This window comes from Rhodococcus gannanensis, from assembly GCF_042681175.1.
Lineage (GTDB): Bacteria > Actinomycetota > Actinomycetes > Mycobacteriales > Mycobacteriaceae > Rhodococcus_G > Rhodococcus_G gannanensis.
In genome coordinates, this window is the sequence record NZ_JBHUFB010000002.1 from 1 (window position 1) to 26,517 (window position 26,517).

The 26,517-nt window shown below is 68.9% G+C and carries 28 protein-coding genes; 15 read left to right on the forward strand and 13 right to left on the reverse strand.

Going from position 1 to position 26,517, the window contains the following annotated elements; translation table 11 throughout:
* The first annotated feature begins 163 nt into the window (after positions 1-163).
* The 4 genes from ACFSJG_RS01145 (at position 164) to ACFSJG_RS01160 (ending at position 3,418) form a co-directional block, all read left to right on the forward strand.
* A complete protein-coding gene (locus tag ACFSJG_RS01145) occupies positions 164-796 on the forward strand; it encodes a DUF2461 domain-containing protein (RefSeq protein ID WP_378483368.1) in 633 nt (210 codons plus the stop codon).
* 39 nt (positions 797-835) lie between these two features.
* Positions 836-2,056, forward strand: a complete 1,221-nt coding sequence (locus ACFSJG_RS01150; protein ID WP_378483369.1) for a serine hydrolase domain-containing protein — start codon at positions 836-838, stop codon at positions 2,054-2,056.
* Positions 2,057-2,219: 163 nt separating this feature from the next.
* The gene (locus ACFSJG_RS01155) at positions 2,220-2,897 is read left to right on the forward strand and encodes a hypothetical protein (protein ID WP_378483370.1); all 678 of its coding nucleotides are present in this window, start codon (positions 2,220-2,222) and stop codon (positions 2,895-2,897) included.
* Positions 2,898-2,929: 32 nt separating this feature from the next.
* Positions 2,930-3,418 (forward strand): GNAT family N-acetyltransferase, encoded by a 489-nt coding sequence (locus ACFSJG_RS01160; protein WP_378483506.1) that lies wholly within the window; start codon positions 2,930-2,932, stop codon positions 3,416-3,418.
* A 31-nt stretch (positions 3,419-3,449) separates the two neighbouring features.
* Here the strand turns inward: ACFSJG_RS01160 and ACFSJG_RS01165 are convergent, their stop codons facing one another.
* Together ACFSJG_RS01165 and ACFSJG_RS01170 are read right to left on the reverse strand one after the other, a co-directional pair.
* Positions 3,450-3,680: a WhiB family transcriptional regulator gene (locus ACFSJG_RS01165; protein WP_378483371.1), complete on the reverse strand. Its 231-nt coding sequence runs from the start codon at positions 3,678-3,680 to the stop codon at positions 3,450-3,452.
* A gap of 19 nt (positions 3,681-3,699) precedes the next feature.
* Positions 3,700-4,236 (reverse strand): HNH endonuclease, encoded by a 537-nt coding sequence (locus ACFSJG_RS01170; RefSeq protein ID WP_378483372.1) that lies wholly within the window; start codon positions 4,234-4,236, stop codon positions 3,700-3,702.
* A gap of 481 nt (positions 4,237-4,717) precedes the next feature.
* On the opposite strand from ACFSJG_RS01170, the gene ACFSJG_RS01175 reads away from it, so the two are divergent.
* Positions 4,718-4,849, forward strand: coding sequence for a hypothetical protein (locus ACFSJG_RS01175; protein ID WP_378483373.1), 132 nt, complete (start codon positions 4,718-4,720; stop codon positions 4,847-4,849).
* A 263-nt stretch (positions 4,850-5,112) separates the two neighbouring features.
* Complete coding sequence (locus ACFSJG_RS01180; RefSeq protein ID WP_378483374.1) at positions 5,113-5,991, forward strand: RNase H family protein; 879 nt, start codon at positions 5,113-5,115, stop codon at positions 5,989-5,991.
* An 89-nt stretch (positions 5,992-6,080) separates the two neighbouring features.
* Here ACFSJG_RS01180 and ACFSJG_RS01185 read toward each other — a convergent pair whose 3' ends face one another.
* Both ACFSJG_RS01185 and ACFSJG_RS01190 read right to left on the reverse strand, forming a co-directional pair.
* Complete coding sequence (locus ACFSJG_RS01185; protein WP_378483375.1) at positions 6,081-6,614, reverse strand: glutathione peroxidase; 534 nt, start codon at positions 6,612-6,614, stop codon at positions 6,081-6,083.
* 212 nt (positions 6,615-6,826) lie between these two features.
* Entirely contained in the window at positions 6,827-7,348 is a 522-nt protein-coding gene (locus ACFSJG_RS01190; RefSeq protein WP_378483376.1) for a hypothetical protein, read from the reverse strand.
* A gap of 405 nt (positions 7,349-7,753) precedes the next feature.
* Here ACFSJG_RS01190 and ACFSJG_RS01195 point away from each other — a divergent pair, with 405 nt between their 5' ends.
* Positions 7,754-8,635 (forward strand): hypothetical protein, encoded by an 882-nt coding sequence (locus ACFSJG_RS01195; RefSeq protein ID WP_378483377.1) that lies wholly within the window; start codon positions 7,754-7,756, stop codon positions 8,633-8,635.
* Positions 8,636-8,645: 10 nt separating this feature from the next.
* On the opposite strand, the gene ACFSJG_RS01200 is transcribed toward ACFSJG_RS01195, so the two are convergent.
* Genes ACFSJG_RS01200 through egtA form a run of 5 tightly spaced genes read right to left on the reverse strand, consistent with a single transcriptional unit; the run spans position 8,646 to position 13,527 of the window.
* Entirely contained in the window at positions 8,646-9,200 is a 555-nt protein-coding gene (locus tag ACFSJG_RS01200; RefSeq protein ID WP_378483378.1) for a dihydrofolate reductase family protein, read from the reverse strand.
* Positions 9,201-9,244: 44 nt separating this feature from the next.
* Positions 9,245-10,216, reverse strand: a complete 972-nt coding sequence (gene egtD, locus ACFSJG_RS01205) for an L-histidine N(alpha)-methyltransferase (protein WP_378483379.1) — start codon at positions 10,214-10,216, stop codon at positions 9,245-9,247.
* Positions 10,213-10,980 carry an ergothioneine biosynthesis protein EgtC gene (gene egtC / locus ACFSJG_RS01210; RefSeq protein WP_378483380.1) on the reverse strand — a complete coding sequence of 256 codons (768 nt, stop codon included), beginning with the start codon at positions 10,978-10,980 and terminating at the stop codon, positions 10,213-10,215. The genes egtD and egtC overlap by 4 nt, the downstream gene beginning before the upstream one ends.
* A complete protein-coding gene (gene egtB, locus ACFSJG_RS01215) occupies positions 10,973-12,283 on the reverse strand; it encodes an ergothioneine biosynthesis protein EgtB (protein ID WP_378483381.1) in 1,311 nt (436 codons plus the stop codon). The genes egtC and egtB overlap by 8 nt, the downstream gene beginning before the upstream one ends.
* Positions 12,280-13,527 (reverse strand): ergothioneine biosynthesis glutamate--cysteine ligase EgtA, encoded by a 1,248-nt coding sequence (egtA, locus tag ACFSJG_RS01220; RefSeq protein ID WP_378483507.1) that lies wholly within the window; start codon positions 13,525-13,527, stop codon positions 12,280-12,282. Before egtA ends, egtB begins: the two co-directional genes overlap by 4 nt.
* A gap of 150 nt (positions 13,528-13,677) precedes the next feature.
* Here egtA and ACFSJG_RS01225 point away from each other — a divergent pair, with 150 nt between their 5' ends.
* Positions 13,678-14,850, forward strand: a complete 1,173-nt coding sequence (locus tag ACFSJG_RS01225) for an aminotransferase class V-fold PLP-dependent enzyme (protein ID WP_378483382.1) — start codon at positions 13,678-13,680, stop codon at positions 14,848-14,850.
* A 36-nt stretch (positions 14,851-14,886) separates the two neighbouring features.
* Here the strand turns inward: ACFSJG_RS01225 and ACFSJG_RS01230 are convergent, their stop codons facing one another.
* Positions 14,887-16,722 (reverse strand): NAD(P)-binding domain-containing protein, encoded by a 1,836-nt coding sequence (locus tag ACFSJG_RS01230; RefSeq protein WP_378483383.1) that lies wholly within the window; start codon positions 16,720-16,722, stop codon positions 14,887-14,889.
* Positions 16,723-16,898: 176 nt separating this feature from the next.
* Here ACFSJG_RS01230 and ACFSJG_RS01235 point away from each other — a divergent pair, with 176 nt between their 5' ends.
* The 3 genes from ACFSJG_RS01235 to pth all read left to right on the forward strand — a co-directional run bounded on the left by ACFSJG_RS01235 (position 16,899) and on the right by pth (position 19,670).
* The gene (locus tag ACFSJG_RS01235) at positions 16,899-18,161 is read left to right on the forward strand and encodes a GAF domain-containing protein (RefSeq protein WP_378483384.1); all 1,263 of its coding nucleotides are present in this window, start codon (positions 16,899-16,901) and stop codon (positions 18,159-18,161) included.
* 210 nt (positions 18,162-18,371) lie between these two features.
* A complete protein-coding gene (locus tag ACFSJG_RS01240) occupies positions 18,372-18,998 on the forward strand; it encodes a 50S ribosomal protein L25/general stress protein Ctc (RefSeq protein ID WP_378483385.1) in 627 nt (208 codons plus the stop codon).
* Positions 18,999-19,091: 93 nt separating this feature from the next.
* Complete coding sequence (gene pth / locus ACFSJG_RS01245) at positions 19,092-19,670, forward strand: aminoacyl-tRNA hydrolase (protein WP_378483386.1); 579 nt, start codon at positions 19,092-19,094, stop codon at positions 19,668-19,670.
* Here pth and ACFSJG_RS01250 read toward each other — a convergent pair.
* From ACFSJG_RS01250 to ACFSJG_RS01260, 3 genes are all read right to left on the reverse strand, one after another.
* Entirely contained in the window at positions 19,667-20,371 is a 705-nt protein-coding gene (locus tag ACFSJG_RS01250; protein ID WP_378483387.1) for an alpha/beta fold hydrolase, read from the reverse strand. The two genes, pth and ACFSJG_RS01250, sit on opposite strands and share 4 nt — an antisense overlap.
* A gap of 12 nt (positions 20,372-20,383) precedes the next feature.
* The gene (locus tag ACFSJG_RS01255) at positions 20,384-20,869 is read right to left on the reverse strand and encodes a flavin reductase family protein (protein WP_378483508.1); all 486 of its coding nucleotides are present in this window, start codon (positions 20,867-20,869) and stop codon (positions 20,384-20,386) included.
* Between the two features lie 187 nt (positions 20,870-21,056).
* Positions 21,057-22,688: a fatty acyl-AMP ligase gene (locus ACFSJG_RS01260; RefSeq protein WP_378483388.1), complete on the reverse strand. Its 1,632-nt coding sequence runs from the start codon at positions 22,686-22,688 to the stop codon at positions 21,057-21,059.
* Between the two features lie 266 nt (positions 22,689-22,954).
* Between ACFSJG_RS01260 and ACFSJG_RS01265 the strand changes: the two genes are divergently transcribed.
* The 4 genes from ACFSJG_RS01265 (at position 22,955) to ACFSJG_RS01280 (ending at position 26,476) form a co-directional block, all read left to right on the forward strand.
* Positions 22,955-24,583 carry a peptide chain release factor 3 gene (locus ACFSJG_RS01265; protein WP_378483509.1) on the forward strand — a complete coding sequence of 543 codons (1,629 nt, stop codon included), beginning with the start codon at positions 22,955-22,957 and terminating at the stop codon, positions 24,581-24,583.
* A 4-nt stretch (positions 24,584-24,587) separates the two neighbouring features.
* Complete coding sequence (locus ACFSJG_RS01270; RefSeq protein ID WP_378483389.1) at positions 24,588-25,250, forward strand: nicotinamide mononucleotide transporter family protein; 663 nt, start codon at positions 24,588-24,590, stop codon at positions 25,248-25,250.
* Between the two features lie 94 nt (positions 25,251-25,344).
* Positions 25,345-25,761 carry a hypothetical protein gene (locus ACFSJG_RS01275; protein WP_378483390.1) on the forward strand — a complete coding sequence of 139 codons (417 nt, stop codon included), beginning with the start codon at positions 25,345-25,347 and terminating at the stop codon, positions 25,759-25,761.
* A 25-nt stretch (positions 25,762-25,786) separates the two neighbouring features.
* Positions 25,787-26,476: a response regulator transcription factor gene (locus tag ACFSJG_RS01280; protein WP_378483391.1), complete on the forward strand. Its 690-nt coding sequence runs from the start codon at positions 25,787-25,789 to the stop codon at positions 26,474-26,476.
* The last annotated feature ends 41 nt before the right edge of the window (positions 26,477-26,517 follow it).

The following is a 26,517-nucleotide window of genomic DNA, read 5'->3' on the forward strand; positions in this document are numbered from 1 at the left end:
CTCGGACAGGGCTGCAGCATCCACCCGGTCATCGTCTCGAGAACCACTCCGAAACTCGAGCTCCCACACCAGCTGTGGCAGACCTAACAAAGTCCTACTAGGGCCTGTGCGCGCTTTTGGTAGCTCGCGCTACCAAAAGCGCGCACAGGCGTAGGGTTTTCGTGTGTTCACCGGTTTCCCTGTCGCGGCGCTGGACTTCTACGAGGACCTCGAGGCCGACAACAGCAAACAGTTCTGGACCACGCACAAGGCCCTGTACGACGACGCCGTGCGGGCACCGATGGTCGCGCTGCTCGACGAGCTCGAACCGGAGTTCGGTCCGGGCAAGGTGTTCCGGCCGTACCGGGACGTCCGGTTCGCGAAGGACAAGTCGCCCTACAAGACCCATCAGGGCGGGTTCGTGTCGGTGTGCCCGAGCGGCGGCTGGTACGTGCAGGTCGACGCGCGCGGGCTGTTCCTCGCCGGCGGCTTCTACTCGGCGACGTCGGCCCAGCTGGCGGCGTACCGCACTGCGGTGGACACCGATCTCCGCGGCGGACAGTTGGAGGCCATCGTCGCCGACCTCGGGGCGGCGGGCTTCGAGATCGGTGGTGACACCCTCAAGACCGCACCCCGCGGATTCACGGCGGACCATCCCCGGATCGACCTGCTCCGCCACAAGTCGCTGACGGCGGGCCGGTTGTTCGCGTCCCCGGACTGGATCGACAGCACCCGCACACTGAGCGAGGTTCGTGCAGGTTGGGAGTCGATGCGACCCCTGGTGGAGTGGGTCACCGACGTGATGGGTGCCGCGTGAAGGGCTGACGTGGCGGCGTAATCCTGTCACCATGGTCACATGGGCTTCGTTCGTCGAATGTCCGCGTTGGCACTGGCCGTCGGATTGGTGGCGGCCTGTGGCTCCGACGACTCCTCCGGCTCGGGTTCGGCAGATCCCGCGAAGGCCGACGAGATCATGCGGGTGGTTCGCGAGACCATGGAGGACGCGCACCTCAAGTCTGTGATCGTGAAGGCCTCGGTCGACGGCGACGTCGTCGTCGAGGAGGCGGTCGGCGAATCGATGTCCGGCGTGTCCGCCGGCACGGACATGCACTTCCGCAACGGTTCCGTCGCCATGTCCTACGTCGCGACGCTGCTGCTGGTGCTCGTCGACCAGGGTGTGGTGAGCCTGGACGACAAGGTGTCGGAGTGGCTGCCGGACCTGTCGAACGGCGATCGCGTCACGCTCGGTCAGCTCGCCCAGATGACCTCCGGCTACCGCGACTACGTGCTCGGCAACGCCGAGTTCAACGCCGAACTGGACGCGAACCCGTTCCGGCAGTGGACGCCGGAGGAACTGATCTCCTATCCCGTCTCGCAGCCGCTGCTGTACGACCCGGGGACCAACTGGAACTACGCACACACCAACTACGTGATCCTCGGCCTGGCACTCGAGAAGATCACCGGGACACCGTTGGCCGAGGCGTTGCAGGAGAAGGTCCTCGGACCGATGGGTCTGGACCAGACCACCGATCCGGGCACACCGGCAATCGCCGATCCGGCCCTGCACGCGTTCACTTCGGAGCGCCGCGACGCTCTGAAGATTCCGCAGGAGGTCCGGTTCTACGAGGAGTCGACGTACTGGAACCCGTCGTGGACGATGGCGCGCGGTGCGATCCAGACCACCGACATCGACGACATGCACGCCTCCGCGATCGCGATCGGGAACGGGGACCTGCTGACGGCCGAGTCGTACCTGCAGATGGTCACGCGAAACCTCATCGGCAAGACGACGACGCTGGACGGCTGTGCCACCTGCTTCGCGCAGTCCGACGAGTACTCGTACGGACTGGGGATCGTCAGCACTGGCGACTGGCTGATACAGAACCCGTTCTTCTCCGGTGAGTCCGGTGTCATGGCGTACCTGCCGTCGGACAAGGTGGCGATCGCCGTCGCCGTCACGTACGGCGAGGAGGCCTTCGACGGATCGGGGAACACGTCGAACAAGGCGGAGGATCTGTTCCAGAAGATCGGCGCGGTGCTCGCACCCGAGCAGGCACCGCCGACACCAGAGGGGTGACCGGAACTGCTTGCGCGACAACTGTTCAAGTGCGCCACGCCACCGCGCGACCTGGGCAAACATGACATTACTCACGGCCGCGGCGGGAACCTGCAGGTGCAACGTCGGCGAGTGACGGAGCCGGTGTGCGGCGCGTTGCCGGTCTCCTTTATTGTCCTACGTCGTGATTGACGCGCAGACTCTCGATGCTCCGGCCGAAACCACGCACACACAGACGGACCGGCCGACATCGCGACGAGCGTGGGTTCCCGGGGCATGTGTCTGGTGCGGCGACGACGATGCGGTCGAGATGTACCGCAACGAGCCGCGCTGCGGCACCTGCCGCGAGAAGGAAGAGATCATCGAGGGCGCGCGCCGATTCCTCGGGATGTACGGTCTGCGTCCCCTCGGTGGCACCCTCCAGTCCGACGACGAGGAAGAGCGCGAGTGGCGCGTCAACGCTCGCGACGCCCGTCAGGTTCTGAACCAGATCAAGCTGGCGACGCCGCCGGACCCGGCGCTCGTTCGCAAGGCGCTGCGTCCACGGGCTGCCGCCGTCGTCGCCGAGTCCCCTTCGGCCCCCAGCTCGTCCGTCGCGGCGTCCGCGCGGGCTCGGGCACCGAAGGCACCGACCGCGTCCGCTGCGCCGGTACGCACCGATTCCGTGGACCTGGACGAGATCCAGACGCGCGCGCTGGCACTGCTCGACCAGATGTCGAAGATCGACAGCGAGCTGTCGCAGCTCGACGGTCAGGGTGGGCTCGCCGCCCGTGCCCGTCGCAGTGATCTCGAGAAGCAGAAGGCGACCGTGATGCGCACCCTCGGCGCCCTGGAGAAGGCCCGACTCAGCGCTCAGCGCTGACCCCGAGTCTGGGGCACCATGGAGCGGTGACCATCGAGATCCGTGACGCCCGCGACGAGGACCTGCCCGGCATCCTCGAGATCCACAACGAGGCCGTCCGGAACACGACCGCGATCTGGGACGAGGAGACCGTCGACGTCGACGACCGCCGCGCCTGGCTGCACGAGCGTCACGCCAACGGTTTCCCCGTTCTCGTCGCGGTGTCCGGGGGCAGGGTCTCGGGGTACGCGTCGTACGGGGTGTGGCGGGCCAAGAGCGGCTACCGCCACACCGTCGAGAACTCCGTGTACGTGCACCCCGACCACCACGGGCGCGGGATCGCGTCGGCGTTGATGACCGAGCTGATCTCCCGCGCCCGCGCCGGCCGCATCCACGTCATGGTGGCGAGCATCGAATCCGGGAACGCCGTGTCGATCGCCCTGCACGAGCGCTTCGGCTTCCAGGTGGTCGGCGTGATGCCGGAGGTCGGCATCAAGTTCGGCCGATGGCTCGACATGACGTTCATGCAGCTGAACCTCTGAGCCTCCGAACCCCGGGCCGGGCGCGCCGCGCTCACCGGCGGATCCGGCCACGGTCGAACTCGACCCCGCCCCACACGCCGGTCTGCCCGGTCGCGACGGCGAAGTGGGTGCACTCCAGCCGGATCGGACAGCCGGCGCAGACGGCCCGCGCGTGTGGGAAGTCGTCCGCCGGGAACGGGAACCAGCTCTCGGGGTTCGGATCGTCCCGGCAGGCCGCGTCGCGCCAGCGCGTGGGCGGCTCCGCACGCAGCGTCGTGGTCATGTCGTTCTCCTCTCGGTCGTCAGATCGCCGCCAACCGGCGCCAGATCCTCTGCTGCGCCTTCTCGATGTGGTTGGGCACCTTGGGTTCCCACAGCAGGGCCATCCCGGCTTCCTCCGGGGTGCGGTCGGCCTTGCGCTGATTGCAGGGCCCGCAGCAGGCCACCAGGTTCGCCCAGCTGTTCGGCCCGCCGCGGCTGCGCGGTACGACGTGATCGATGGTCGTCGCGGCACGGTCGGCGCAGTACGCGCAGCTGTGGCGGTCACGGCGGAACACTCCCGCGTACGTGGCACGAGTGCCGTCGGTGACGGTGACGACGTGCGGCACGTAGACGTACTGGAAGAGTCGGATCGTCACGGGCAGAGCGATTTCGGTGTGCTGCGACCGGATCGGCACAAGCGGTTCGTGATCGACGACGGACTCGGCTGCACCGATCGCGACGAGGGCGACCGCACGTTCGGCGGGTGCCTCGCACAGCACCTGGAACGTCGCGTTCAGCACGAGCACACGGGTGCGGTGCCAGTTCCTGCTGTCGACGGTGACGGGTGGGGCGCGCATCGGACTCCTCGTTCTCTGGTGCGGACGGAGCGCGCCGAGAACCGGGGTCGGTACGAGACGCGTCAGGTGACGAGTGGGTGCTTCGGCTGGGAGCCGGCGTACATGCGCCGCCGGATCGGCGACAGCGTCGGGCAGGCGGTGATTCGTGGTTCGTGGACGCGCACGGCCTGACTCCTCTCGACGCTCACTCGGTGGGGACGCCCATGGTGGCACGAGCCGACCGGACGCCGCATCCCAATATTCGGAGCCGCCCATTGTCGCGAATCAGCGAAGGTCCCACTCAGCGAGACCTGCCAACGGAATGCGCCAAAAGTCCGGTACTGCAACGCAATTCAGGTACCTGTTACTCGCAATTCACCCGTTCAACCTGGACTTTCTCAGATATTGATACGCATAGTTGATCGGTAGTTCGTGTGTGGTACGAATATTCCGTGACGCTGAGACGTGCGTCACTCACCCCCACGAATACAGGAGACCTCACATGGGTTCCAGCGAAGCAGACCTGAAGATGGCCGGAGACATCCAGAAGGTCATCACGGCCGCCGGTGGCGTCGTTGTCGGCGTCGGCGCTGCAGTCGGCCTCGGCCTCGCACTGCTGCCGTTCCTGGCCTGAGCCTGAACGCATCGGCCGGGCCCGTCACCACCCTCAGTGGTGACGGGCCCGGCCGAGTTCGTTGATCGACTCTCCTGGCACGAACATGTCGTACCCCTCTCCTACGGTCTGACGCAGCGGGACGACATTCGAGCATCCATCTCCGACGAGAGGAATCAACGGGTTTCCCCGGTCCAGCACACCTCGCCTTCGAGGCGCCGGACGTCGGGATCACTGCTCGGTCGCACCGCTGTGGAACCACCAGCGACCGACAGGAGCAGCCGATGACCCTCGCCGTGATCCTCTCCCGCCAGACCACCCGCCTCGGCCTCAGCTTCGCCGGCGTGGCCGTGAGCGACGGCACGACCGTTCGGACCCAGGTCCTGGTGCGGACCGGCACGGGCGACGACAGCCGACATGCGGTCGCGCTCGACGCCTTCGAAGCCGTGTACGAGCAGGCGACCACTGCAGCGGAGCCCGTCGCACTGCACGTGAACGATGCCGAGGTTCGCGTCGCACTCCTCGCGGCAGGCGGCTCGTTCCCCGCCGTCGACATCCTCACATCCGCACGTGGCCGGGTTCCGGCCCTTCTGCAGATCGCCGGCGCCGCGATCTCCACACGCCTCGCCGAGTTGACGCCCCGTCGTGCACGCGCGTCCACACCGCCGACGGAGACGACGGTCGCCACGGATGCCTCGAAGTGCACGGGCCGCCGGGGCGTCGGGGTCGCCTGCGTCCGGGTCGACGGCGCGCACAGGCAGAAGTTCCTGCCGGACGTCCGGTCGGTTCTGCACGGCGAACTCCTTGCGATCGAGCTCGCAGTCGCCGGCTTCGCGAACCGTCCGCTCCACGTCCTGACCGACAGCCAGGCCGCGCTCGCCTGCCTCGGTGGCGATCACCCGAAGCTCGGTGACGTGGCGAGCACCGTCGAGCGGATCCGACTGCTGACCCGGGGCCGTGCCGTCCGCTACTCGTGGGTTCGCGGACACGACGGACACCCGCTCAACGAGGCGGCACACCGTCTGGCCGTCGCGGCGCGGCGCGGCCACGAGGCCGACCTACCGACCGACACACGAAATGCAGTGACCGACAACATCATTTCGAGCCTGATCGCGACACCGCCTGGCACGACGCACGGCCTGCGTACCGGCCGCGCAGCCTGAACCGTTCGTCGCGATCCACGAACCGGCCGTGAGACGCGTGATGCCCCGGCGGACGACCGCCGGGGCATCACTGCCGTCACCTCGACCCGCTACCCCAGGGTGGCGAGCTCCGCCTCGATGTCGGACGGCAGGACCGTCGGCTCGAAACGCTTGACGACCTTGCCCTCGGGGTCGACGAGGAACTTGGTGAAGTTCCACTTCACGGCGTCGGTCCCGATCGTCTCCGGCATGGTCTTGCTGACGTGCTCGTACAGGAAGCCGTGGTCCGGGCCGAAGTCGCCGGGCGCCTCGGCACGCAGGTGCTGGTACAGCGGGTGCGCGTCGTCGCCGTTGACGTCGATCTTGCCGTACACCGGGAAGGTGACGTCGTAGTTGACGCGGCAGAAGTCCTGGATCTCGGCGTCGGTGCCCGGCTCCTGACCAGCGAACTGGTTGCAGGGGAACCCGATGATCTGCACACCGAGCTCGTCGGACTTGCGGTTCAGCGCCTCGAGGCCCTCGTACTGCGGGGTCAGGCCGCACTTACTGGCGACATTGACGATGAGCAGGTACTTGCCGGCGTAACCGGCCAGGTCCTCGGTGGTGCCGTCCGCGGTCGCGACGGTGAAGCTGTGGACGCTCATGAACCTTCCTCCGGTTGTCGTGCGGGTGACACGAATCGGGTGCTTCCGATCGTGCACTCGCAGTCTCGCGCACACCGGTTCCACGCGGAACAGCCAGGGCGCAGATTTCGGCCGCGAACGGCGGCGTGCCCGGTCCCACGATCGCGCAGTTCCTCGGTTCGAGGGACGCGATGTGAGCCGGGCACGGCATGACTCGAAGCGGAGACCTCCACTTACGGGACGATGATGTAGCCGCCAGCGGAGAGCGAATACTGCGGCCGGAACTCGTAGAACGGGTTCAGGTAGCTCGCCGTCACTCCGAGAATATGAAGTCCGGGACCCGTGACGACCTCGGTGCGGACGGTGTCACCCGGTGCTCGTGTCGGGCTGAACTCGATGGCCTTGTATTGATGGCTGGCGACAGACCCGAAGCCGAAGTACGCCGCATCCCAGATGATGTCGAAGTCGATGGGGCAGACCGGGTTGGCCTCCCATTCCGGCCCGATTCCGTTCATGCCTCGCGAGGTGAGGGTGACTATGACGACGCCCGGCTTCGCCGGGTCGGAGTCCAGTCTGTAGTCGACCAGACCGTTGCAGCCCGAGTTCTGTCCCACGACCGCGATTGTCTGTCCGTAGTAGAACAGGCCCGGGACAGGTGCGGCGGTGGCGGTTCCGGCACCGACCCCACCGACGACGGCGGACACCGCCACTGCGGCAGCCGCTGCGGCGCGCGCGAGACTACGACGAATGTTCATGTTTCCCCTGTTGTTTGGTTGCGTGATGCCCGAGAAAGGACAGCGCGTACTCGGGTGATCGAGAGACCTCACTCGGTCGTCGGTGTCGACTTCCACCGACGATCCACCCCTGTGAGAGCCGCCCGAGACGGTACCGACGTCGACTACGCCTGCACGGACATCGATGTCCGGACGCGGATGACAGGCACTGCGGCCGCAATTGCTGCTGCGCGCACGGCGATACGCCGAACGTTCACGATTCCCCCAGTACTCGTGTTCTGATACTCCCCCGGTGCCAGACCAGATGGTCCGCACCCGCGAAGTGTGCCACAGCGCCTGCGCTCGGGCGCGCCGCACCCCCGGGCGGAACCGTTTCCAGTCCTTCACCGTCCAATACCGTGACGGATCACGAGAGAGGCGGAAAGCGTGTCCACCCGAAACATCAGGCGAGCGGACGACGGGCGCCACGGCGGTCCCGTGGAGTGGCCGGTCCAGTGGGGCACCGAGACCTCCGCCAACCTCACATACACGTCCGCGGTCTTCTGGGCGTTCTGTGCGGTCGCGTGCCTGGCCGGCGCGGTGGACGAGACGATGCCCGGCCGCTTCGCGACGGCGGCTGTGTGCGCTGTGTTCGCCGGCTTCTACCTGACAAACGTCACCCGACAACGCGGCACCCCGTCCACCCGGATCATGACGATCAGCGTCGATCCCGAGACCGGCAGGGCCCTCGGCGACGAGTACGTCCCCGGCAGCATGGGGACCGTGGTCCCGGCGAGGCCGGTTGTCCGCACTGCGTGCGCGGCGATCACGACGCTGCTCGCCACCGGATTCGTGTTCACGTTCTGGTCCGAGATGCACAGCGCCGGCGCTTACCCGGTGGCGAAGGTCGCGGTGGCGACCGTGGTGTCGGGTCTCGTGCTGTTCGGCGTGGTCTACACGGCGCGACTGCTCCGCAACCCATTCCGAATCGTCGCCACGCCCGATACCCTGTGGGTTCACAGAACCTTCTCGTCGGACGGCATCTCCTGGAACGACGTGACCGCCGTCGAACCGACCGGACGGCGACTCCCCTCCCTGCGGTCGCGGCGGTCCGAGGCTCGCGAGCGGGTGTTACCTGGCATCGAGATCGGTTGTGGCGAGCGCAACGTGCGGGTGAACCCGCTTGCGCACGACATCGACCCTGCGGTGTTGCTGCACCTGCTCCAGACACTGCACATGTCGCCCGAGACGCGCGCCTGGACCGCCGATGGCCGGACCGTCGAGGCACTGACCGACCTGTACTCGTGGCGGGACGAGGAGTACCGGTGACCGGATGCGGTCAGCGCACCACGACATACCGCATGTAGACGACCTTCCCGACTGTCCGGTTCTCGACGAGTTCGAGGTTCACGTACCGCTCGTTCCGGGCGAAGAACGGGATACCGCCGCCGACGAGCACCGGGAACACCCGGATCTTGTACTCGTCGATCAGGTCGGCCGCGGCTTCGGCGAGACCGGCCCCGCCGATGGCGATCTCACCGTCTCCGGGTTCGGCGCGTAGGCGCTCGATCTCCTCGGCCACGCCGCCGGAGAGCAGGCGGGCGTTGCCCACCACCTCGGTCAGCGTGGTGGAGAAGACCACCTTCGGAAGGGCATTCCACAGGACGGTCCACTCACGCTCGGCGGCGTTCAGCGTCGGATCCTGATCGGCGGTCTCCCAGTACAGCATCGTCTCGTACAGCCGCCGCCCCATCAGGTGGACGTCGACGTCGTGAATCTCGTCCATTGACAATTGGAAGACGTCGGGGTCGGGTCCCGACCAGTCGAACCCGCCGTCCGGTCCGACGATGAACCCGTCGAGCGACATGCCCATCGAGTAGGTGACTCTGCGCATCGAATGCCCTCCTCTGTCGATTCCCCTGGACAACTGGTCCGGCGTCACACCCGGTCGGCGAGGATCAGCGCGAACCGCTCGTCCGGGTCGGTCCACACCCGGTCACTGCCGAATCCTGCCTCCCCCAGCTCCTTGCAGATGCCCTCGACGCGGAACTTCGCGGAGATCTCGGTCCGCATCTCCTCCCCCGCGTCGAAGGACACCTCCAGATCGAGTGCCGGCAGCGTGACGGTGACGGGTTCGATTGCCTCCAGACGCATTTCGATCCAGTCGTCCACCTCGTCCCACAACGCCAGGTGCCGGAACCTCGACGGGTCGAAGTTCGCTCCGAGCCTGTTGTTCAGCACCGAGAGGACGTTCAGGTTGAACTGCGCGGTGACACCCTCGGCGTCGTCGTAGGCCGGCAGCATCACGGCGGGATCGGTGACGAGCCCGACCCCGAGCAGCAGTTGCTCGCCGGGCTCGAGCACCTCCGCCACCGAGGCCAGGAACTGGGCGCGCTCCTCGGGTACGAGATTCCCGAGAGTCCCGCCGAGGAACGCGATCATTCGCCGCCCACCCCGCGGCAGCGAGTGCAGTGTGTCGGTGAAGTCGCTGACGATGCCGTGCACGGTCAGCGTCGGGAACTCCTCGGCCAGCTGGTGGACCGCCGCGTCGAGGGCGGCAACGGACACGTCCTGCGGCACGTACCGCTCCAGCGTGCCGTGCGCGGTGAGCGCGTCCAGCAGCAGCCGGGTCTTCTCCGAGGAACCCGATCCCAGTTCCACGAGGATCTGCGCGGACGACTCCTCCGCGATGCGGGCGGCACTGGCACGTAGCAACTCCCGCTCGGTGCGGGTGGGGTAGTACTCGGGCAGCCGGGTGATCCTGTCGAACAGCTCGCTGCCCCGCGCGTCGTAGAACCATTTCGGCGGCAACCACTTCGGTGACGCCGTCAGCCCCACCCGAGCGTCCTCTCGGAGGCTCTCGTCCAGTTGCTCCGGCGCAAGGTGGACCTCGATCGTCGGTTCGCTCACGTCCCGTCCTCCCCCGGTCTCGAACCCGGTATCTCGGTGATCTGCAGATGACCCGGCCAGGCCTCCACGCTGTGCAGGTCCGGCACCTCGACCCAGCCGTCCTCGTCGTCGACCGGCTCGGACGCGACGATCACGTGACGGTCGTCGACGCGGACCGACAGCGCGTGGTCGACGGCCGTCGCCCAGATTCCTGCGCCGTCGCTGAGCAGCAGGTTCAGCCGGGATCCCGGTGCCGCCTCGAGCACCGACCCCACCACCTGACGCAGTGCGTCACCCGGTGACGACGCGGCGAGGCGGCGGTGCACGAGCGTCCACAGCAGGGCCGAATCGGTGAGCGCAGGCATGCGTAGAAGCTCGACGGCGGGTAGCCATTCGGCCAGCGCGGCAACCGAATCCGGCCAGTCGTCGATGCGACCGTTGTGACTGAACGCCCACGGGCCGTGGGTGAACGGCGCGCACGCCTCGGTCGTGATCGGCATGCCGTCGGTCGCGGACCGGACAGCACCGACGACCCCGGACGAGCTCACCTGGGCGAGCACCCCGCCGACCGCCGGATCGGACCAGATCGGGGCGGCATTGCGGTATCCGACTGCGCCGACACCGTTCCCGGGCCACCACGCGACCCCGAAACCGTCGGCGTTGATCGTGCCGCCGCCGCGCATGTCGTCGGGCGCCCAGGACTGCCGGTACAGGCTGTGCGAGCCGTCGGTCAGCACCGCGGACACCGCCCTCGGCGGACCGAGATACGCGAGATGTCTACACATCCCGCTCCAGGTCCCGCGCGCACCGGAATCCGGCGAAGATCTGTCGGCGGATCGGGTGGTCCCAGTTCCGGAAGGTCCCCCGGCACGCCACCGCGTCCGTCCCGAACGATCCGCCACGCAACACCTTGTAGTCGCCGCCGTGGAAGACCTCCGAGTACTCGCGGTACGGGAACGCCGAGAAGCCCGGGTAGGGAAGGAAGTCGGACGACGTCCACTCCCAGACGTCACCGACGAGCTGGTGCACCCCGAGCGGTGACGCCCCGGCCGGGTAGGCCCCGACCTCCGCCGGCTCGAGATGCCGCTGACCCAGGTTCGCGTGCTCCGGTGTGGGTTCGGCATCGCCCCAGGGGAACCGGCGGGACCGTCCGGACACCGGATCCCAGCGGGCCGCCCGCTCCCACTCCGCCTCGGTCGGCAGCCGCCTGCCCGCCCACCGGGCATACGCGTCCGCCTCGAACCAGCAGACGTGCACCACCGGCTGGTGGTCGCGGAGCGGCTCCATCGTGCCGAACGCGCGACGCCACCACGACCCCGTGCCGTCGTCGACCCAGAACTGGGGCGCGTCGAGTTCGGCGTCGACACGATGCGCCCAGCCACGCTCGCTCCACAACTCGCGCCTGCGGTAGCCGCCGTCCGCGATGAACTCCACGTACTGCGCGTTCGTGACCGGGGCCGCGTCGATCGCGAACGCGGGCAGGGAGACGCGGTGTGCGGGACGTTCGTTGTCGAGCGCCCACGGATCGGTGGAGGTGCCCATCTCGAACTCGCCGCCGGGTACGACGACCTCACCGCGGGGGATCGCCGCCGTCCGCGGCGCCGCGGGTGCGGCGAGGACGGCGGGACCGCGGCGGAGCTGATGCGTGGCGAGCATCGTCTCGTCGTGCTGCTGCTCGTGCTGGGCGATCATCGCGAACGCGAAGCCCTCGTCCTCGAGCCTGCGCCCCCGCAGTGGGGAGCGGTCCAGGACGTCCCAGGCCTTGTCGCGGACCTGCGCAACGTAGTTCCGTGCCTCCGTCGGATTCAGCAGGGGCAGAGCGGGTCTCGTCGATCGCGGATGGGCGAACGCGTCGTACAGTTCGTCGATGTCGCGGCGGACCGGCTCACGACCGCCGACGTCGCGGACCAGCCACAGCTCTTCCTGGTTCCCGATGTGCGCGAGATCCCACACGAGGGGGCTCATCAGCGGCGAGTGCTGGGTGACCAGATCGTCGTCGTCGACGCAGTCGGTGAGCGCCCTGCTGCGGTCGCGGGCCCTGGTCAGCACGTCGGCGAGGCGGCTGCGGACGTCCTCCGGTGTGGTCATCGACGGGCCACCTTCGTTCCTTCGGGTTCCTCGGTGACGGTGCGGCCGCGACGACATCGGTCCGCGGCCGCGGCGAGATCCGGCGCGAACGTCGTCGCCCGGGACGCGGCGAGGTCCAGCAGACCGGCAGCGGCGGTGCGCAATTCAGGTTCGAGCAGTCCTACCTCGGCGGCGCAGCGCCACCGTCCCGCGGTGGGCGCGGCGATCACGGTGGCCTCGTCGACGGTTGCCGGATCACCGAGCAGGGCGCACAGCGCGGCCACCGGGATCCGCCATCCCGTGCCGGGTTGCGCATCGAGGTAGCGCACCTCGAAGTACCCGGTGGCCCGCACCGGCGGGAACAGCGTGGTGAGGTGGTAGTCCAGATCGGCCAGCGTCGGAGCTCGTCCGATCAGCGAATCGAGTTCTCCGGCAATCCAGTCCGCGAAACTAGCGTCCCCCGGAACCGACCAGTCGTCCGCGGACCGGTCGCCGCACCCGCCCCGCACACACAGCAGCGGGGCGTCCACCGCCCACGCCGCGTAGTCCCGGATCGGGTCGGCCAGCGGCGGCGGGGCGGTGCGTCCGGGATCGAGTTCGAACCACGTACGCATCCGCTGCGACGCCCACCGGCCACCGGGAATTCCGGCCAGGCTCGGTGAGCACGCGAACGCCGCCAGCAACGCCGGGCCGATCGCGTACAGGGCGCGCCACCGTCGCGCGATCTCGTCCTCGTCCGCGCCTGCGTCGACGCTGACCTGGGTGGCGGTCGTGTTGCACATCATCAGTCGCCCGAACGGGCCGATACGGTCGAACCGGGCCTGCATCGCCCGGTATCTGGAGGCGGGGAGGATGCGCTCCGCGGTGCGGTCCGTGTCCGCGGCGCCCGATCGCATGGAGATTCCCGATCCGGCGAGCAGTCGCTCCAGCCGGTCGGCGTCGGCGGTGAGCGCCGCGCTCAGCTCCTCGACCGAGGACATCGGGGCGCTGGAGAGTTCGATCTGACCGCCCGGTTCGAGGGTCACGACGCTGCCGCCGGGGAGTGGCCGCGCGGGTGTGTCCGGGACGATCGAGGAGGGTGCGTGTGGCCCGAGTGCGACGGCGAAATCCTCCGCACGCGGACGTCCCCCGTCGGGGGTGCTCGTCAGCCATTCCAGTTCCGCACCGACGAGTCGCGGTGGTCCGAGTTTGAAGCAGACGCCACCGACGTATGCCTCCGCCGCGGCCCTGGTGGTGAGCCGGGCGGACCCCGTGCGTGTCGCCATGGTCATCGCCGCGCTCCGATCATCGGACAGCATGTGCGGATCACAGAACGTGACCGAGGGTAGACCGGATTCGCCGTCCCTGTCATCACGCGCGCGCCACCGTGCCCGGGTAGCGTCGAGCCAGACCTCGACCGATTCGTTGGAGGGCCGATGCTCGATCTGGACCGCGTCCGCGCCGACACTCCCGGATGCGTGGATCGGGTGTTCCTGGACAGCGCCGGATCGTCCCTGCCACCCGTTCCCGTTCTGGACGAGGTGATCGGGCATCTGCGGCGTGAGGCCGAGGTCGGCGGCTATCAGGCCGCGGCCGAACGCGCCGACGACCTGGCCGACGTCAAGGTCGCGATCGCCCAGCTGATCGGTGCCCAGCCGGCCGATCTGGCACTCGTCGAGAGTGCCACCCGCGGGTGGGCCGACTTCTTCTACTCCGTCCCACTCGGGCCGGGCGACCGGATCCTCGTCACCGAGGTCGAGTACGCCAGCAACGCGATCGCGGCGTTCCAACGGGCTCGGTCGAGCGGCGCGAGCGTCGAGGTGGTGCCGTCGGCGCCGTCCGGCGAGATCGACGTCGACGCGCTGCACCGGATGCTCGACGAGCGGGTGCGGCTGGTCTCGCTGGTCCACGCCCCGACGAACGGCGGCCTGATCAACCCGGTCCGGGAGGTGGTCGACCTCGCCCACGGCGTCGGCGCACTCGTCCTGCTCGACGCCTGCCAGTCCGTCGGGCAGGTGCCGGTCGACGTCCGCGAACTCGGCGTCGACGCCCTGTCCGCGACGGGACGCAAGTGGCTCCGCGGACCACGCGGCACCGGATTCCTGTACCTGCGCCCCGAACTGGCCCGGACCATGGAACCGGCGGCGCTGGACCTGCACGGCGCGCAGTGGGCCGAGGAGACGGGCTACCGGCTCGCGCCCGACGCCTCACGGTTCGAGTTCTGGGAGTGTTCGGTCGCGGGCCGGCTCGGACTCGGCGCGGCGGTGCGGTACCTGCTCGACCTCAGCATCGACGAGGTGGCCTCGGCGGTGTCGGCGCGAGCCGAGTTCGCCCGCACCGAGTTGGCGTCCCTCCCGGGCATCACCGTCCGTGACCTGGGCGGGCATCGCAGCGGCATCGTCTCGTTCACCGTGGACGGGATCGACCCCGCCGCGGTTCGGGAGTCGCTGGCCGCCGACGACGTCACCGTCACGGTCAGCGGTCGCGGGTCCACCTGGGTCGACATGACGCGCCGCGGACTCGACGACGGGGTGCTGCGCGCGTCGCCGCACTACTTCAACACCTTCGAGGACGTGGAACGCCTCGTCGTCTCCGTCGCCGGGCTGTGACGTCCTCCCCCGGCCCGAGGGAGGACGTCGATCGGCTCAACTCAGGTGGTGCACCTCCTGCAGCCCGTACACCGGCGTCGGGATTCCCTCGTACCGGGCCTTGAGCTGCAGGGCGAGGTACAAAGAGTAGTGGCGTGACTGGTGCAGGTTGCCGCCGTGGAACCACAGCGCCTCCTGCTGCGTCGGCTTCCACATGTTGCGCTGCTCGCCCTCCCACGGCCCTGGATCCTTGGTGGTTTCCGAACCCAGGCCCCAGCACTTGCCGACCTTGTCGGCGATCTCCTGCCCCATCAGGTCCGCGGCCCAGCCGTTCATGGACCCGTACCCGGTCGCGTAGACCACGACGTCGGCGTCGAGCTCGGTGCCGTCCTCGAGGATCACCGAGTTCTCGGTGAGTTCGCGAACGTTGCCGTGCGCCAGCGCGATGTCACCGTTCGCGACAAGCTCGGCAGCCCCGACGTCGATGTAGTAGCCAGAGCCGCGGCGCAGGTACTTCATGAACAGTCCGGAGCCGTCGTCACCGAAATCGTGCTGGAAGCCCACCGCCTCCAGCCGGTCGTAGAAGTCGGCGTCGCGGACACGGATCTTCTCGTAGATCGGGATCTGGAACTCGTGCATGATCCGGTACGGCAGGGACGCAAACGTGAGATCTGCCTTGTGCGTGGTCATTCCGTCCGCCAAGGCCCGTTCGGAGTACAGGTCGCCGAGCCCGAGGTCCATCAACGAATCCGACTTCACGATGTGCGTCGACGAACGCTGCACCATCGTCACGTCCGCACCGTGCTCCCACAGTGCGCCACAGATGTCGTGGGCCGAGTTGTTCGCGCCGATCACCACGGCCTTCTTGCCCGCGTATGCGTCGGGACCGGGATGCGCGCTGGAGTGGTGCTGGTCGCCGCGAAACTTCTCCGCGCCGGGGAACGCGGGGACGTTCGCCTTGCCGGACATCCCGGTCGCGAGCACCAACTGCTTCGGCCGCAACGTGACCGGCTCGCCGTCGCGGACCACCTCGACGGTCCAGGTGCCGAGCTTCTCGTCGTACGAGGCGGACGTGCAGGTCGTCTTCGACCAGTACGGCACCTCCATCACCCGCGTGTACATCTCCAGCCAGTCGCCGATCTTGTCCTTCGGCGCGAACACCGGCCAGTTGTCGGGAAACGGCATGTACGGCAGGTGGTCGTACCAGACCGGGTCGTGCAGGCACAGCGACTTGTACCGCCCCCGCCACTGGTCGCCGGGGCGGTCGTGCTTGTCGAGCACCAGCGTGGGCACGCCCAGTTGCCGCATCCGGGCGCCGAGCGCGATGCCGCCCTGCCCGCCGCCGACGATCACGACGTAGGGCTGGGTCGTGTAGCCGAGTTCCCGCTCCTCGATCTCTCGCTGCTCTGACCAGGTGACGCGGTTCGGGTCCGCGCCGTGCTGCGCACCCATCGGGCGGCGGGAGCCCTTGCCCTCCTCGTGACCGGTGAGCTCCTGCAGCGTGGTCAGCAGGGTCCACGCCAGGTCACGCCCGTCCTCGTCGCGCAGCCGCAGATGACCTTCGCCGCGTCCGGTCGCCGTCTCGAAGGCGATCCAGGCGGACACCACCCCGTCCGCCTCCGTGGGTTCCTCTGTGGCCCGGAATCCGGACGGGTCGGTGTCGTCGAGGCGCTCACGCAGCATGTTCGCGACGCCGTCGCGCCCCTCGACCGTCTTGATGTTCCACGTGAACGAGACGAGGTCGCGCCAGAAGCCGTCGACGGCGAACAGGTCCACCGCGGCCGAGACGTCACGCGCCACCAGCGCGGCCTCGAACGCCTCCAACCAGGCGTCGACGCGTTCCCTCGGCGATCCGATGCCGGCACGAACCGCGGGGTCGAGTGTCTGTGTCATGGCGCCAATCCCTTCGTCATGTGTGTGATACAGAGCACACCCCGGGCGGATGCGGGCGACAAGCGTTGCACCGCGTTGCACGGGCCTCGGCGACCCCGGCTGCACACACCAGCATGTGTGACACCTGACACAGTTGCGGCATATGCTCGCGACACCGGCGACGAGAGACGGAGTGCGTGGGCAGCTTCAGCGCGATCGAACCGGGCACGGACCTCTCCCTCCGCGCCCGCGACCTGGTGCGGATGCACGATGCCGTCATCAGCGGCGGCCGGCCGGCCCTGCAACCGCGCGCGGTGGTGCAACGCTCGTGGAGTCGGGCCCTGAGTTCCGGGCTCACCCCCGACGGCGCCAACCCGCGGGCGCTGCTCCCCCTCGACGAGGTCGAGCGACGCCGCAGGCAGTCGGTCCTCGCCGAGGTGATCGTCGACCTCGACCAGGTGATCTCCGCGGTCGCCGACGCCTCCCACCTGCTGATGGTCGTGACCGACGCGGACGGGGTCATCCTCTGGCGCTCGGGTTCGGCACGGGTGCGCGCCCGGGCGGACGCGCTCGGATTTCGGGAAGGCGCCACCTGGACCGAGGAGTCCGTCGGAACCAACGCGATCGGTACCGCCATCACCGAAAGCACACCGGTGCAGCTCTTTTCGGGTGAGCACTTCGAGCAGACCCAGCATCCCTGGTACTGCACGGCCGCTCCGGTCCACGACCCCCGCACCGGCGATCTCCTCGGCGTCGTCGACGTCAGCGGGCCCGCACTCACCCTGCACCCCACAGTCATCGCACTCGTCGAGACCGCCGTTCGACTCGCGCAGGCACAGCTGTGGCGGCACCACGAGTCGCGGCTCGAACGCCTCCGCACGACCGCGGCACCCGTACTGGCGTCGAGTTCAGGACCGGTCCTCGTTGTCGACGACAACGGGTGGGTCGCGCACGCGTCCGGCGTCGCGGCCACGAAACGTGTCGCGGTGCCGCGCAGCGACCGAACCGTCACCGTTCCCGGGCTCGGACCGTGCTCCCCGGAACGGGTTACCGGCGGCTGGGTGATCCGCCCGGCAGGCGGGGATTCCCGCATCGTGATGCGACTGGACCTGTCGGGCTCGCCGGTGATCGTGGTGTCCGGCTCCGACAGCTCCTGGCGCGCGCCGCTGTCGATCAGGCACGCCGAGATCCTGCTCCTGCTGCATCGCGCCGGAGTGCGTGGACTGTCCGTCACCGAGCTGAGCCGCGGCCTGTACGGCGACCCCGATCACGCCGTCGCGATTCGCGCGGAGATCTCGCGGCTGCGCCGCACCCTCGGTTCCGTGATCGACGGCAGACCGTACCGACTTGCCGACTCGGTACGTCTGTCACTGGACCTCGGCGCCACCGATCGGCTCGCCGAATGCGAACTCGTCCGCCGCTCGACCAGTCCCGCCATCCGCGCCCTGGCCGACGATTAGCCGTCGGCGGCGCGTTCCGGTAGGCTGTCCTGCGTTGTCTCGGCGAGGGCGGACCCGCTTGGTGCAGGTTCTCCGTGATCGACGCGGCCACGGCTACACCAGTGAGCGATGCTCCGGGGCCGTGCGCGTCAGTCGCCCCCGTAGAGCCGATACCAAGCAAACCTGAGTACCCAGCAAATCCCTGATGTGAGCCGTAGGAGCTGTTTCCCCATGTCGACCGACGTAAGCAACCTCAACGCCGCTGTCCGCACCGAGTTCGGCAAGGGCGCTGCCCGCCGCGCCCGCCGTGACGGCAACGTGCCCGCCGTCCTGTACGGCCACGGCACCGACCCGCAGCACCTGAGCGTCAACGCCCGTGAGTTCGCCGCGATCCTGCGCGCCCACGGCACCAACGTCGTCATCAACCTACACATCGACGGCGCGGAGCAGCTCGCGCTGACGAAGTCGGTCGTCGTCCACCCGATCCGTCGCCACATCGAGCACGCCGACCTGCTCGTCGTGAAGAAGGGCGAGAAGGTCACCGTCGAGGTCCCCGTCGTCCTCACCGGTGAGGCCGGCTCCGGCACCCTCGTCACCCAGGACGTCACCACCGTCAAGGTCGAGGCCGACGCCCTGAACATCCCCGAGCAGGTCGAGATCTCGATCGAGGGCGCCGAGGCCGGCACCCAGATCCTCGCCGGTGGCGTCGAGCTGCCCTCCGGCGTCACGCTGCAGGACGATGCCGAGCTGCTGCTCGTCAACATCGTCGAGGCACCCTCCGCCGAGGCGCTCGAGGGCGCGGGCGAAGAGGGCGCCGAGGCCGAGGCTGCCGAGGCCACCGAGGGCGAAGAGGCCTGATCCGCTCCGCGGACCACATCAGTTGACGTCGACGACGCGTCGCCCCACTGCGGGCGGCGCGTCGTCGCGTTTCACAGGACAGGAACGAACGCGTTGAGCGACTCCACGGACACCGCACTCGTCGTCGGCCTCGGCAATCCCGGACCGCAGTACGAGAAGACCCGGCACAACGTCGGATTCATGGTGGTCGAGACCCTCGCCGCCCGTGAGCGGTCGCGGTTCAGCGTGCACAAGAAGTCCGGTGCCGACGCCGTCACCATCCGGCTCGCGGGCCGCCAGGTGATCCTCGCCAAGCCCCGGTCGTACATGAACCTGTCGGGACGTCCCGTCGCCGCGCTCGCCCGGTTCTTCTCCGTCGACCCCGCGAATCTCGTGGTCGTCCACGACGAACTCGACCTCGACTACGGCACCCTGCGACTGAAGCTCGGTGGCGGCGAGGGCGGGCACAACGGCTTGCGGTCCATCTCGCAGGCGCTCGGCACCAAGGACTACCTGCGCACCCGCGTCGGCATCGGCCGCCCGCCGGGCCGCATGGACCCCGCCGACTACGTGCTCAAGCCGTTCTCGTCGGTGGAACGCAAAGAACTCGACCTCGTGTGCGAGGAGGCTGCGGATGCGGTCGAGCTGCTGCTGCGCGTCGGCCTGGAGGCGGCGCAGAACCAGCTGCACTAGCCGGCAGCAGGAACGATTCCGCGGCGGGCCAGCGCGGCCATGAAACCGTCGTGATCGTCGAGATGGATCACATGCCCCGAGCCCGGGACCACGTCGACGGCGAACCCGCGGGCGGCCAGTGCGCCCGCGAACGGCGGTGGGACGAGGGCACTCGGGTCCGCGAGCACCAGCGCGGACGGAACCGCCGCCGTGTCGACGGGCGCGGCGACGAAGCCGCCGAGGTGGTCGACGATCGTCGGATCCCATGCTTCGAGCGCAGCGACCTTACGGTCGACGCTGCCCTCGTCCCATCGTGGGTTCTCCTGCGCGACCTCCTTGCGGCCCCACGACTTCTGCGCGCGGAAGTGGGCGGCCACCGCCGGGTCCGGCGTCGTGACGAACGCGGGATCCTCGTACACGGCGATCTCGGGGGCCAGTTCTGCGACCGCGTGCGCGAGGACGTGACCTCCCAGGGAGTGTCCGATCGCGAGCGCAGGACGGTGCGGCACGGCCGCGAGGACGGCCGCCGCGAGCGCCACGCTGGTGTAGACGTCGAGGGGCGCGCTCTTCCCGTGCCCGGGCAGGTCGACGGCCAGCACTCGGTAACCGTGGTCGGCGAGGGCAGGACCGACCCGCCACCAGGAATCGCTGGAGTTGCCGAGTCCGTGGATCAGGACCGCGATCCGGTCGCCGGTCCCCCACTCCTGCACGTGCAGCGTCATCTCGACCTCTCCTCAGGTATCGAGCCGGCGGAACCGGCTGCGGTGGAACACTATCGGCTCCACCCCGGATCGCAGCCGCGCCTCGTGGACGCGGAGGATCACGACGGCGTGGTCACCCGCCGGCACCTGCTGTTCGACGGAGGTGTCCAGCCACACCGACGCGCCGTCGACGAAGACCGCTCCGCCGTCCGCGGTCTCGGTGACCAGTCCCTCGAAACGGTCACCGGTCTTGGCTGCGAGGGTTCGGGCTGCCCGGTCGTGGTTCTCCCCGAGCACGCTGACGCCGATGCGCGGGGCTCCCTGGAGCCTCGGCCAGGTGGTCGAGGTGTTCTGCACACAGAACGCGACGAGTGGCGGATCGAGCGAGACCGGGACGAAGGTGCTCGCCGCGAGGCCGACCCGGAGCCCGTCCAGTTCCGCACAGACGGCGACGACCCCACTCGGGACATGGCCGAACACCTCGCGCAGCGAGGCCTGATCCAACGGGGCGACGGTCACGCTCACGACTTCTCCGTTCCGGTCCGCGTCACGGCGCGGCACATCGGCCACCCACCCTAGATCGACCTCGGCAAGAAGTCGAACTCGGTTGCGGCACAGTGATTGTCAACGGATCGGCATTCGATTCAGGACGATTCGAATCCTTGCCGAACAGCTCCTGGGGCCCTATCCTCGGTGCGTGCCGACGTCAGCTCAGCAGCGACGCCGAGTGGGTGCGCCGCAGCTTTCCCGAGGACGTCTTCGGGATGCTGCCCGGACCGAGGACCGCGACCGTTCGGGGCCGCACGCCGACCTCCGACACCACGGCGTGCACCACCTCACGTTCGATCCTGTGCACCTCCGCCGGATCGTCGATCGCATTGGTCTCCACGGCGACGGCGAACGACTCCCGCTTCTGCCCGGCGTCCAGGCGCACCGCGACCGCGTTGCCCGGGCGCACGCCCCGCACGGTCAGCGCGGCCCGTTCGATGTCGGTGGGATACACGTTCCGGCCGCCCATGATGATGACGTCCTTGATGCGGCCACAAACCACCACCAGTCCGTCCTCGGTGAAGTAGCCGACGTCGCCGGTGTCGAGCCACCCGTCGGCGTCCTGCGCCGGCCGGGGCCCCTCGGTGGTGAGGTAGCCGGGGGTGACGGAGGGACCACGCACCTCCAGCACCCCGACACAGCGCGCGGGCAGTTCGTTGCGGTCCTCGTCGACCACCCTGCCCTCCAGGTCGGAGACGAGTTTGCCGAGGGTGACCATCCTGCGGGCGTTGCTGCGGGTGGACGGTACCGCGCGGTGCATGGCCGCGAGCAGGTCCGGATCCACCGGATCGAGCACCATGCCCTGACCGGGTGAGGGCAGCGACACCGCGAGCGTCACCTCCGCCATCCCGTACGTGGGCGCCAGCGCCGCCGGATCGAGTCCGAATCGCTCCCCTGCCGCGGCCAGTGTCAGCACGGTGTCGGCGTCGACGGGCTCGGCGCCGTTGAGCAGACAGCGCACGGAGGAGAGGTCGACGGCGCCGTCGGGCGCCTGCTCCAGTCGACGGGCGAGCATGGAGTACGCGAAATTCGGTGCGGCGCTGATCGTTCCGCGATACCGGTCCATCAGTTCGGCCCACAGCATCGGCGTTCGCAGGAAGTCGAGGGGTGTGACGCTGACGATCTCGGCCCCGAGTTGCATGGGCACCGTCAGGAATCCGACCATGCCCATGTCGTGGAACAGCGGCAGCCAGCTGATCATGACGTCGCTGTCGACATCGAACTTGATCCGGTCCAGCATCGCGTACGCGTTCGTGTGGAAGTTGGCGTGCGTGATCCGCACCGCCTTCGGCGATCCGGTCGAACCCGACGTCAGTTGCTGCAGCGCGACGTCGCTCTCCAGCGCGTCCAGCGCGTCGACGGGGTGTGCACCGCGGAGCTCGCCGACGGTGACCACGGGAATCCCGTGCGCGGCCAGCACCTGCGCGGCCGCCTCGAACGGCGATCCGAGCACGACGGCGTGCGCGCCGATCATCCGGACCACCACCTCGGTGTCCCGTGCCCACGTCTCGAGGTCGGTGCGGGGCGTCGGCTGGTGCAGCATCGTCACCGCAGCGCGGCGCATCCAGATCGCCTGACAGACGGGCGCGATGTCGACGGGCAGTCCGGCCAGGACCGCGACCGAGTCCCCCGGCCCCACGCCGGCTGCCGCGAGCCCGCCGGCGACGTGCCGGGCGACGACATGGATCCGGCCCCAGGGGTGCCGCGCGGGGTGTTCCGGCTCGCCGATGACGATCCCCGCGTCGCTGCTCGCGGCGGTCTCGTACATCTCGTCGGTGAATCTGCTCATGACACGACTCCTCACCGGGTCCCTACAAGGTATTTCCACCTCCCGCCGTCGATGTGTTACACGTCACGGCGCGGCCGGGTCGTCGGATGCGGCAACCGTGGCGAATCGGTGGCCTTCACGGCGGGTAACCTGGACTACCGGCCGTTCGCGACGGCGTCCCCGTGCGCGACCCGACTCCGCCAAGCAAAGGAAATTCCCCGGTGACCACCGAGCCCGCGTCGACGACACCTGCCTCCCCGTCCGAGTCCGAGGCAGGCGCGGGCACGATCGACAGGTCCGCGCGCGCCCTCGCCGCCGAGGCGGGCCGGCGCCGCACCTTCGCCGTCATCTCGCATCCGGACGCCGGCAAGTCGACCCTGACCGAGGCCCTCGCGCTGCACGCGAAGATGATCGCCGAGGCAGGCGCCGTGCACGGCAAGGCGGGACGCAAGTCCACGGTCTCCGACTGGATGGAGATGGAGAAGGCCCGCGGCATCTCCGTCAGCTCCACCGCGCTGCAGTTCAACTACAAGTCGCCGGAGACGGACCCGGAGGAGGAGCCGAACGTCGTCAACCTCGTCGACACCCCCGGCCACTCCGACTTCTCGGAGGACACCTATCGAGTGCTCACCGCGGTCGACGCTGCAGTCATGCTCATCGACGCCGCCAAGGGCCTGGAGCCGCAGACTCTGAAGCTGTTCCAGGTGTGCCGGCACCGCGGCATCCCCGTCGTCACCGTCATCAACAAGTGGGACCGGCCCGGCCAGTCCCCCCTGGAACTGCTCGACGAGATCCAGGAGCGCATCGGCCTGACGCCGACGCCGCTGTACTGGCCGGTGGGCATCGCAGGCGACTTCCGCGGGCTGCTGCGCCGCGGCGAGGACGGCGCACCCCGCGAGTACATCCGCTTCACCCGCACTGCCGGTGGCGCGAAGATCGCACCCGAGGAGATCCTCGACGCCGACGGCGCCGCCTCCCGCGACGGCAGCGAATGGGAGACCGCGGTCGAGGAGAGCGAACTGCTGTCCGCGTCCGGGCAGGACCACGACCAGGAGCTGTTCATCGCCGGCCAGACGTCGCCGGTGATCTTCGCGTCCGCGATGCTCAACTTCGGTGTCCGGCAGATCCTCGACACGCTCGTCGAGCTGGCGCCGTCCCCGGGCGCACGCACAGACCTCGCAGGCAACGACCGCGACGTCACCGATCCGTTCAGCGCGGTCGTGTTCAAGGTGCAGGCGGGCATGGACACCGCGCACCGGGACCGGCTGGCGTTCATGCGCGTCGTGTCCGGTGTGTTCGAGCGCGGCATGGTCGTCACGCACGCGCAGACCGGCAAGCCGTTCGCCACGAAGTACGCGCAGACGGTGTTCGGCCGCGAGCGTTCCACTGTCGACAGCGCCTACCCCGGTGACGTCGTCGGCCTCGTCAACGCGACCGCTCTCGCGCCCGGGCACACCCTGTTCACGGACAAGAAGGTGGAGTTCCCGCCGATCCCGTCCTTCGCACCGGAGCACTTCTCGACGCTGCGCGCCGAGAGCGCGGGCAAGTACAAGCAGTTCCGCCGCGCGGTCGACCAGCTCGACTCCGAGGGTGTCGTGCAGATCCTGCGCAACGACGTCCGCGGCGACGCGTCCCCGGTGATGGCCGCGGTCGGGCCCATGCAGTTCGAGGTCGTCGCGGCCCGGATGAAGGCCGAGTTCAACGTCGAGGCGCGGATGGAGGGCCTGCCGTACCAGTTGGCGCGGCGCACCGACGCCGAGTCGGCGGCCGAACTGGGCCGTCAGCGCGGCGTCGAGGTGTTCACCCGCTCGGACGGTGTTCTGCTCGCCCTCGTCAGCGACAAGTGGCGTCTGCAGTACATCCAGAAGGAGATGCCCGAACTCACCCTCGAGCCGCTCGTCGCGACCGCCGACTGACTCCGTGAACCCGCTGCTCACCCTGTTCGACGCAGAGCTGCACATAGGCGGGGCAACCATCCTGTGGCGCGAGATCGTCGGCAACACGTTCGGTATCGCGTCGGCGATCGGCGGGATGAAGCGCGTGGTGTGGGCCTGGCCGGTCGGCATCGCCGGCAACGCCCTGCTGTTCACGGTCTTCATGGGCGCGCTGTTCCACACGCCGCAGGAACTGAACCTCTACGGCCAGGCCGGCCGCCAGCTGATGTTCATCAGTGTCAGCATCTACGGCTGGACGCAGTGGCTGCGATCGAGGAAGGTGTCCGGCCACGCAGTGCTGCCGCGGTGGGCACCGGGCCGGGACCGCATCCTGCTGATCCTCGCGATGGCCGCGGGCACCGTCGCGTTCGCGCAGCTCTTCGCCTGGCTCGGGTCATACGGCCCGTGGGCCGAAGCGTGGATCTTCATGGGCTCGATGCTCGCCACCTACGGCATGGCCCGCGGATGGACCGAGTTCTGGCTGATCTGGATCGGCGTCGACGTCGTCGGAGTGCCGCTGCTGCTGAAGGCCGGGTACTACCCGTCGGCCATCCTCTACCTGGTGTACGCGGGATTCGTGGTGTGGGGATTCGCGGTGTGGCTGCGGATCCAACGCCGGGGCACCGAGGTGCAGGCACACCCGCTCTAACCGAACCCTAACGATTCGCCAATCGGCGCCCAGTTTTGCGTCCATACCTTCGTTCGTGCCGGGCCGTTCGGGCCCCGAAACGAAGGAGAGCGACATGCGCAAGCCCCTCACCAACCGAACCGCCCGCGGCCTCGGCCTCGCGGCCGCAGGTGTCGCCGCACTGGCGCTCGCGGCGCCCGCGGTGGCGTCCGCGGCGGACACCGGGTCGACGTCCGGTGAACCGGCCGAGGTCGTCGCGCAGGCCCGGACCACCGCGGTTTGCGGCGGCGCAGTGTTCTTCGACGACGCCGAACTGCAGCGGCTGATCGACGAAGGAGCGGTTGTCCGCGCCATCCCCCTCGACCAGGCGGTTCCGGTCCAGGCTCTCGGCATCGCGCCCGGCGATGTCCCTGCCGCGACGATCACGATCGAGCGGCTCGACGTCCCGGGTGTACCGGCGCTTCCGACCCTGCCGGCACTTCCCGCCGATGCCGCGCCCGGCGTCGTGATCGGTCAGGCCCAGCCCTGCTGATCTGGTCCGCGGGCAAGATTGTCGGGTGAGCACCGCTGCCCGAATCCTGGTCGTCGACGACGACGCGAAGATCCTGACCTCGCTCGAGCGGGGGCTCCGGCTGTCCGACTTCGTGGTGGAGACTGCGACGGACGGGGCCTCCGCGCTCGCATCGGTGTCCCGCTCGACTCCGGACGCCATCGTCCTGGACGTCAACATGCCGGGCCTCGACGGCGTCAGCGTGGTGACCGCGCTGCGCGCGATGGGCAACGAGGTACCGATCTGTGTGCTCAGCGCGCGCACGTCGGTCGACGACCGGATCGTCGGCCTCGAGGCAGGCGCCGACGACTACCTGACCAAGCCGTTCGAGCTCGGCGAGCTGGTGGCCCGGCTGCGGGCGCTGCTTCGCCGGGCCCCGCAGCGCACCGCTGCCGGTGACATCGTCGTCGGCCCGCTCGAGGTGAATCTGCCCGGCCGCCGGGCGCGTGTCGAGGGCCACTCACTGGTCCTGACCAAACGTGAGTTCGACCTACTGGCCGTGCTCGCGCAGAACGCGGGCATCGTCCTCAGCCGCACACAACTGCTGCGCCTGGTGTGGGGCTACGACTTCGACGCGAACACCAACGTCGTCGACGTCTTCGTGACCTATCTACGCAAGAAGCTGGAGGCGAACGCGGTGCCGCGAGTCCTGCACACCGTCCGAGGTGTCGGCTTCGTCCTGAGGACCGAGCCGTGAGGCGGTCACTGTCCCTGCAGGCCCGCGTCGCGATCGCGTCG

Coding starts and splice junctions, on each gene's coding strand:
- ACFSJG_RS01150 (WP_378483369.1), top strand. CDS start 836: ATGGGCTTCGTTCGTCGAATGTCCGCGTTGGCACTGGCCGTCGGATTG.
- ACFSJG_RS01165 (WP_378483371.1), bottom strand. CDS start 3,680: ATGACCACGACGCTGCGTGCGGAGCCGCCCACGCGCTGGCGCGACGCG.
- ACFSJG_RS01170 (WP_378483372.1), bottom strand. CDS start 4,236: ATGCGCGCCCCACCCGTCACCGTCGACAGCAGGAACTGGCACCGCACC.
- ACFSJG_RS01175 (WP_378483373.1), top strand. CDS start 4,718: ATGGGTTCCAGCGAAGCAGACCTGAAGATGGCCGGAGACATCCAGAAG.
- ACFSJG_RS01180 (WP_378483374.1), top strand. CDS start 5,113: ATGACCCTCGCCGTGATCCTCTCCCGCCAGACCACCCGCCTCGGCCTC.
- ACFSJG_RS01185 (WP_378483375.1), bottom strand. CDS start 6,614: ATGAGCGTCCACAGCTTCACCGTCGCGACCGCGGACGGCACCACCGAG.
- ACFSJG_RS01190 (WP_378483376.1), bottom strand. CDS start 7,348: ATGAACATTCGTCGTAGTCTCGCGCGCGCCGCAGCGGCTGCCGCAGTG.
- ACFSJG_RS01200 (WP_378483378.1), bottom strand. CDS start 9,200: ATGCGCAGAGTCACCTACTCGATGGGCATGTCGCTCGACGGGTTCATC.
- egtC (WP_378483380.1), bottom strand. CDS start 10,980: ATGTGTAGACATCTCGCGTATCTCGGTCCGCCGAGGGCGGTGTCCGCG.
- egtB (WP_378483381.1), bottom strand. CDS start 12,283: ATGACCACACCGGAGGACGTCCGCAGCCGCCTCGCCGACGTGCTGACC.
- egtA (WP_378483507.1), bottom strand. CDS start 13,527: ATGGCGACACGCACGGGGTCCGCCCGGCTCACCACCAGGGCCGCGGCG.
- ACFSJG_RS01225 (WP_378483382.1), top strand. CDS start 13,678: ATGCTCGATCTGGACCGCGTCCGCGCCGACACTCCCGGATGCGTGGAT.
- ACFSJG_RS01230 (WP_378483383.1), bottom strand. CDS start 16,722: ATGACACAGACACTCGACCCCGCGGTTCGTGCCGGCATCGGATCGCCG.
- ACFSJG_RS01240 (WP_378483385.1), top strand. CDS start 18,372: ATGTCGACCGACGTAAGCAACCTCAACGCCGCTGTCCGCACCGAGTTC.
- ACFSJG_RS01250 (WP_378483387.1), bottom strand. CDS start 20,371: ATGACGCTGCACGTGCAGGAGTGGGGGACCGGCGACCGGATCGCGGTC.
- ACFSJG_RS01260 (WP_378483388.1), bottom strand. CDS start 22,688: ATGAGCAGATTCACCGACGAGATGTACGAGACCGCCGCGAGCAGCGAC.
- ACFSJG_RS01275 (WP_378483390.1), top strand. CDS start 25,345: ATGCGCAAGCCCCTCACCAACCGAACCGCCCGCGGCCTCGGCCTCGCG.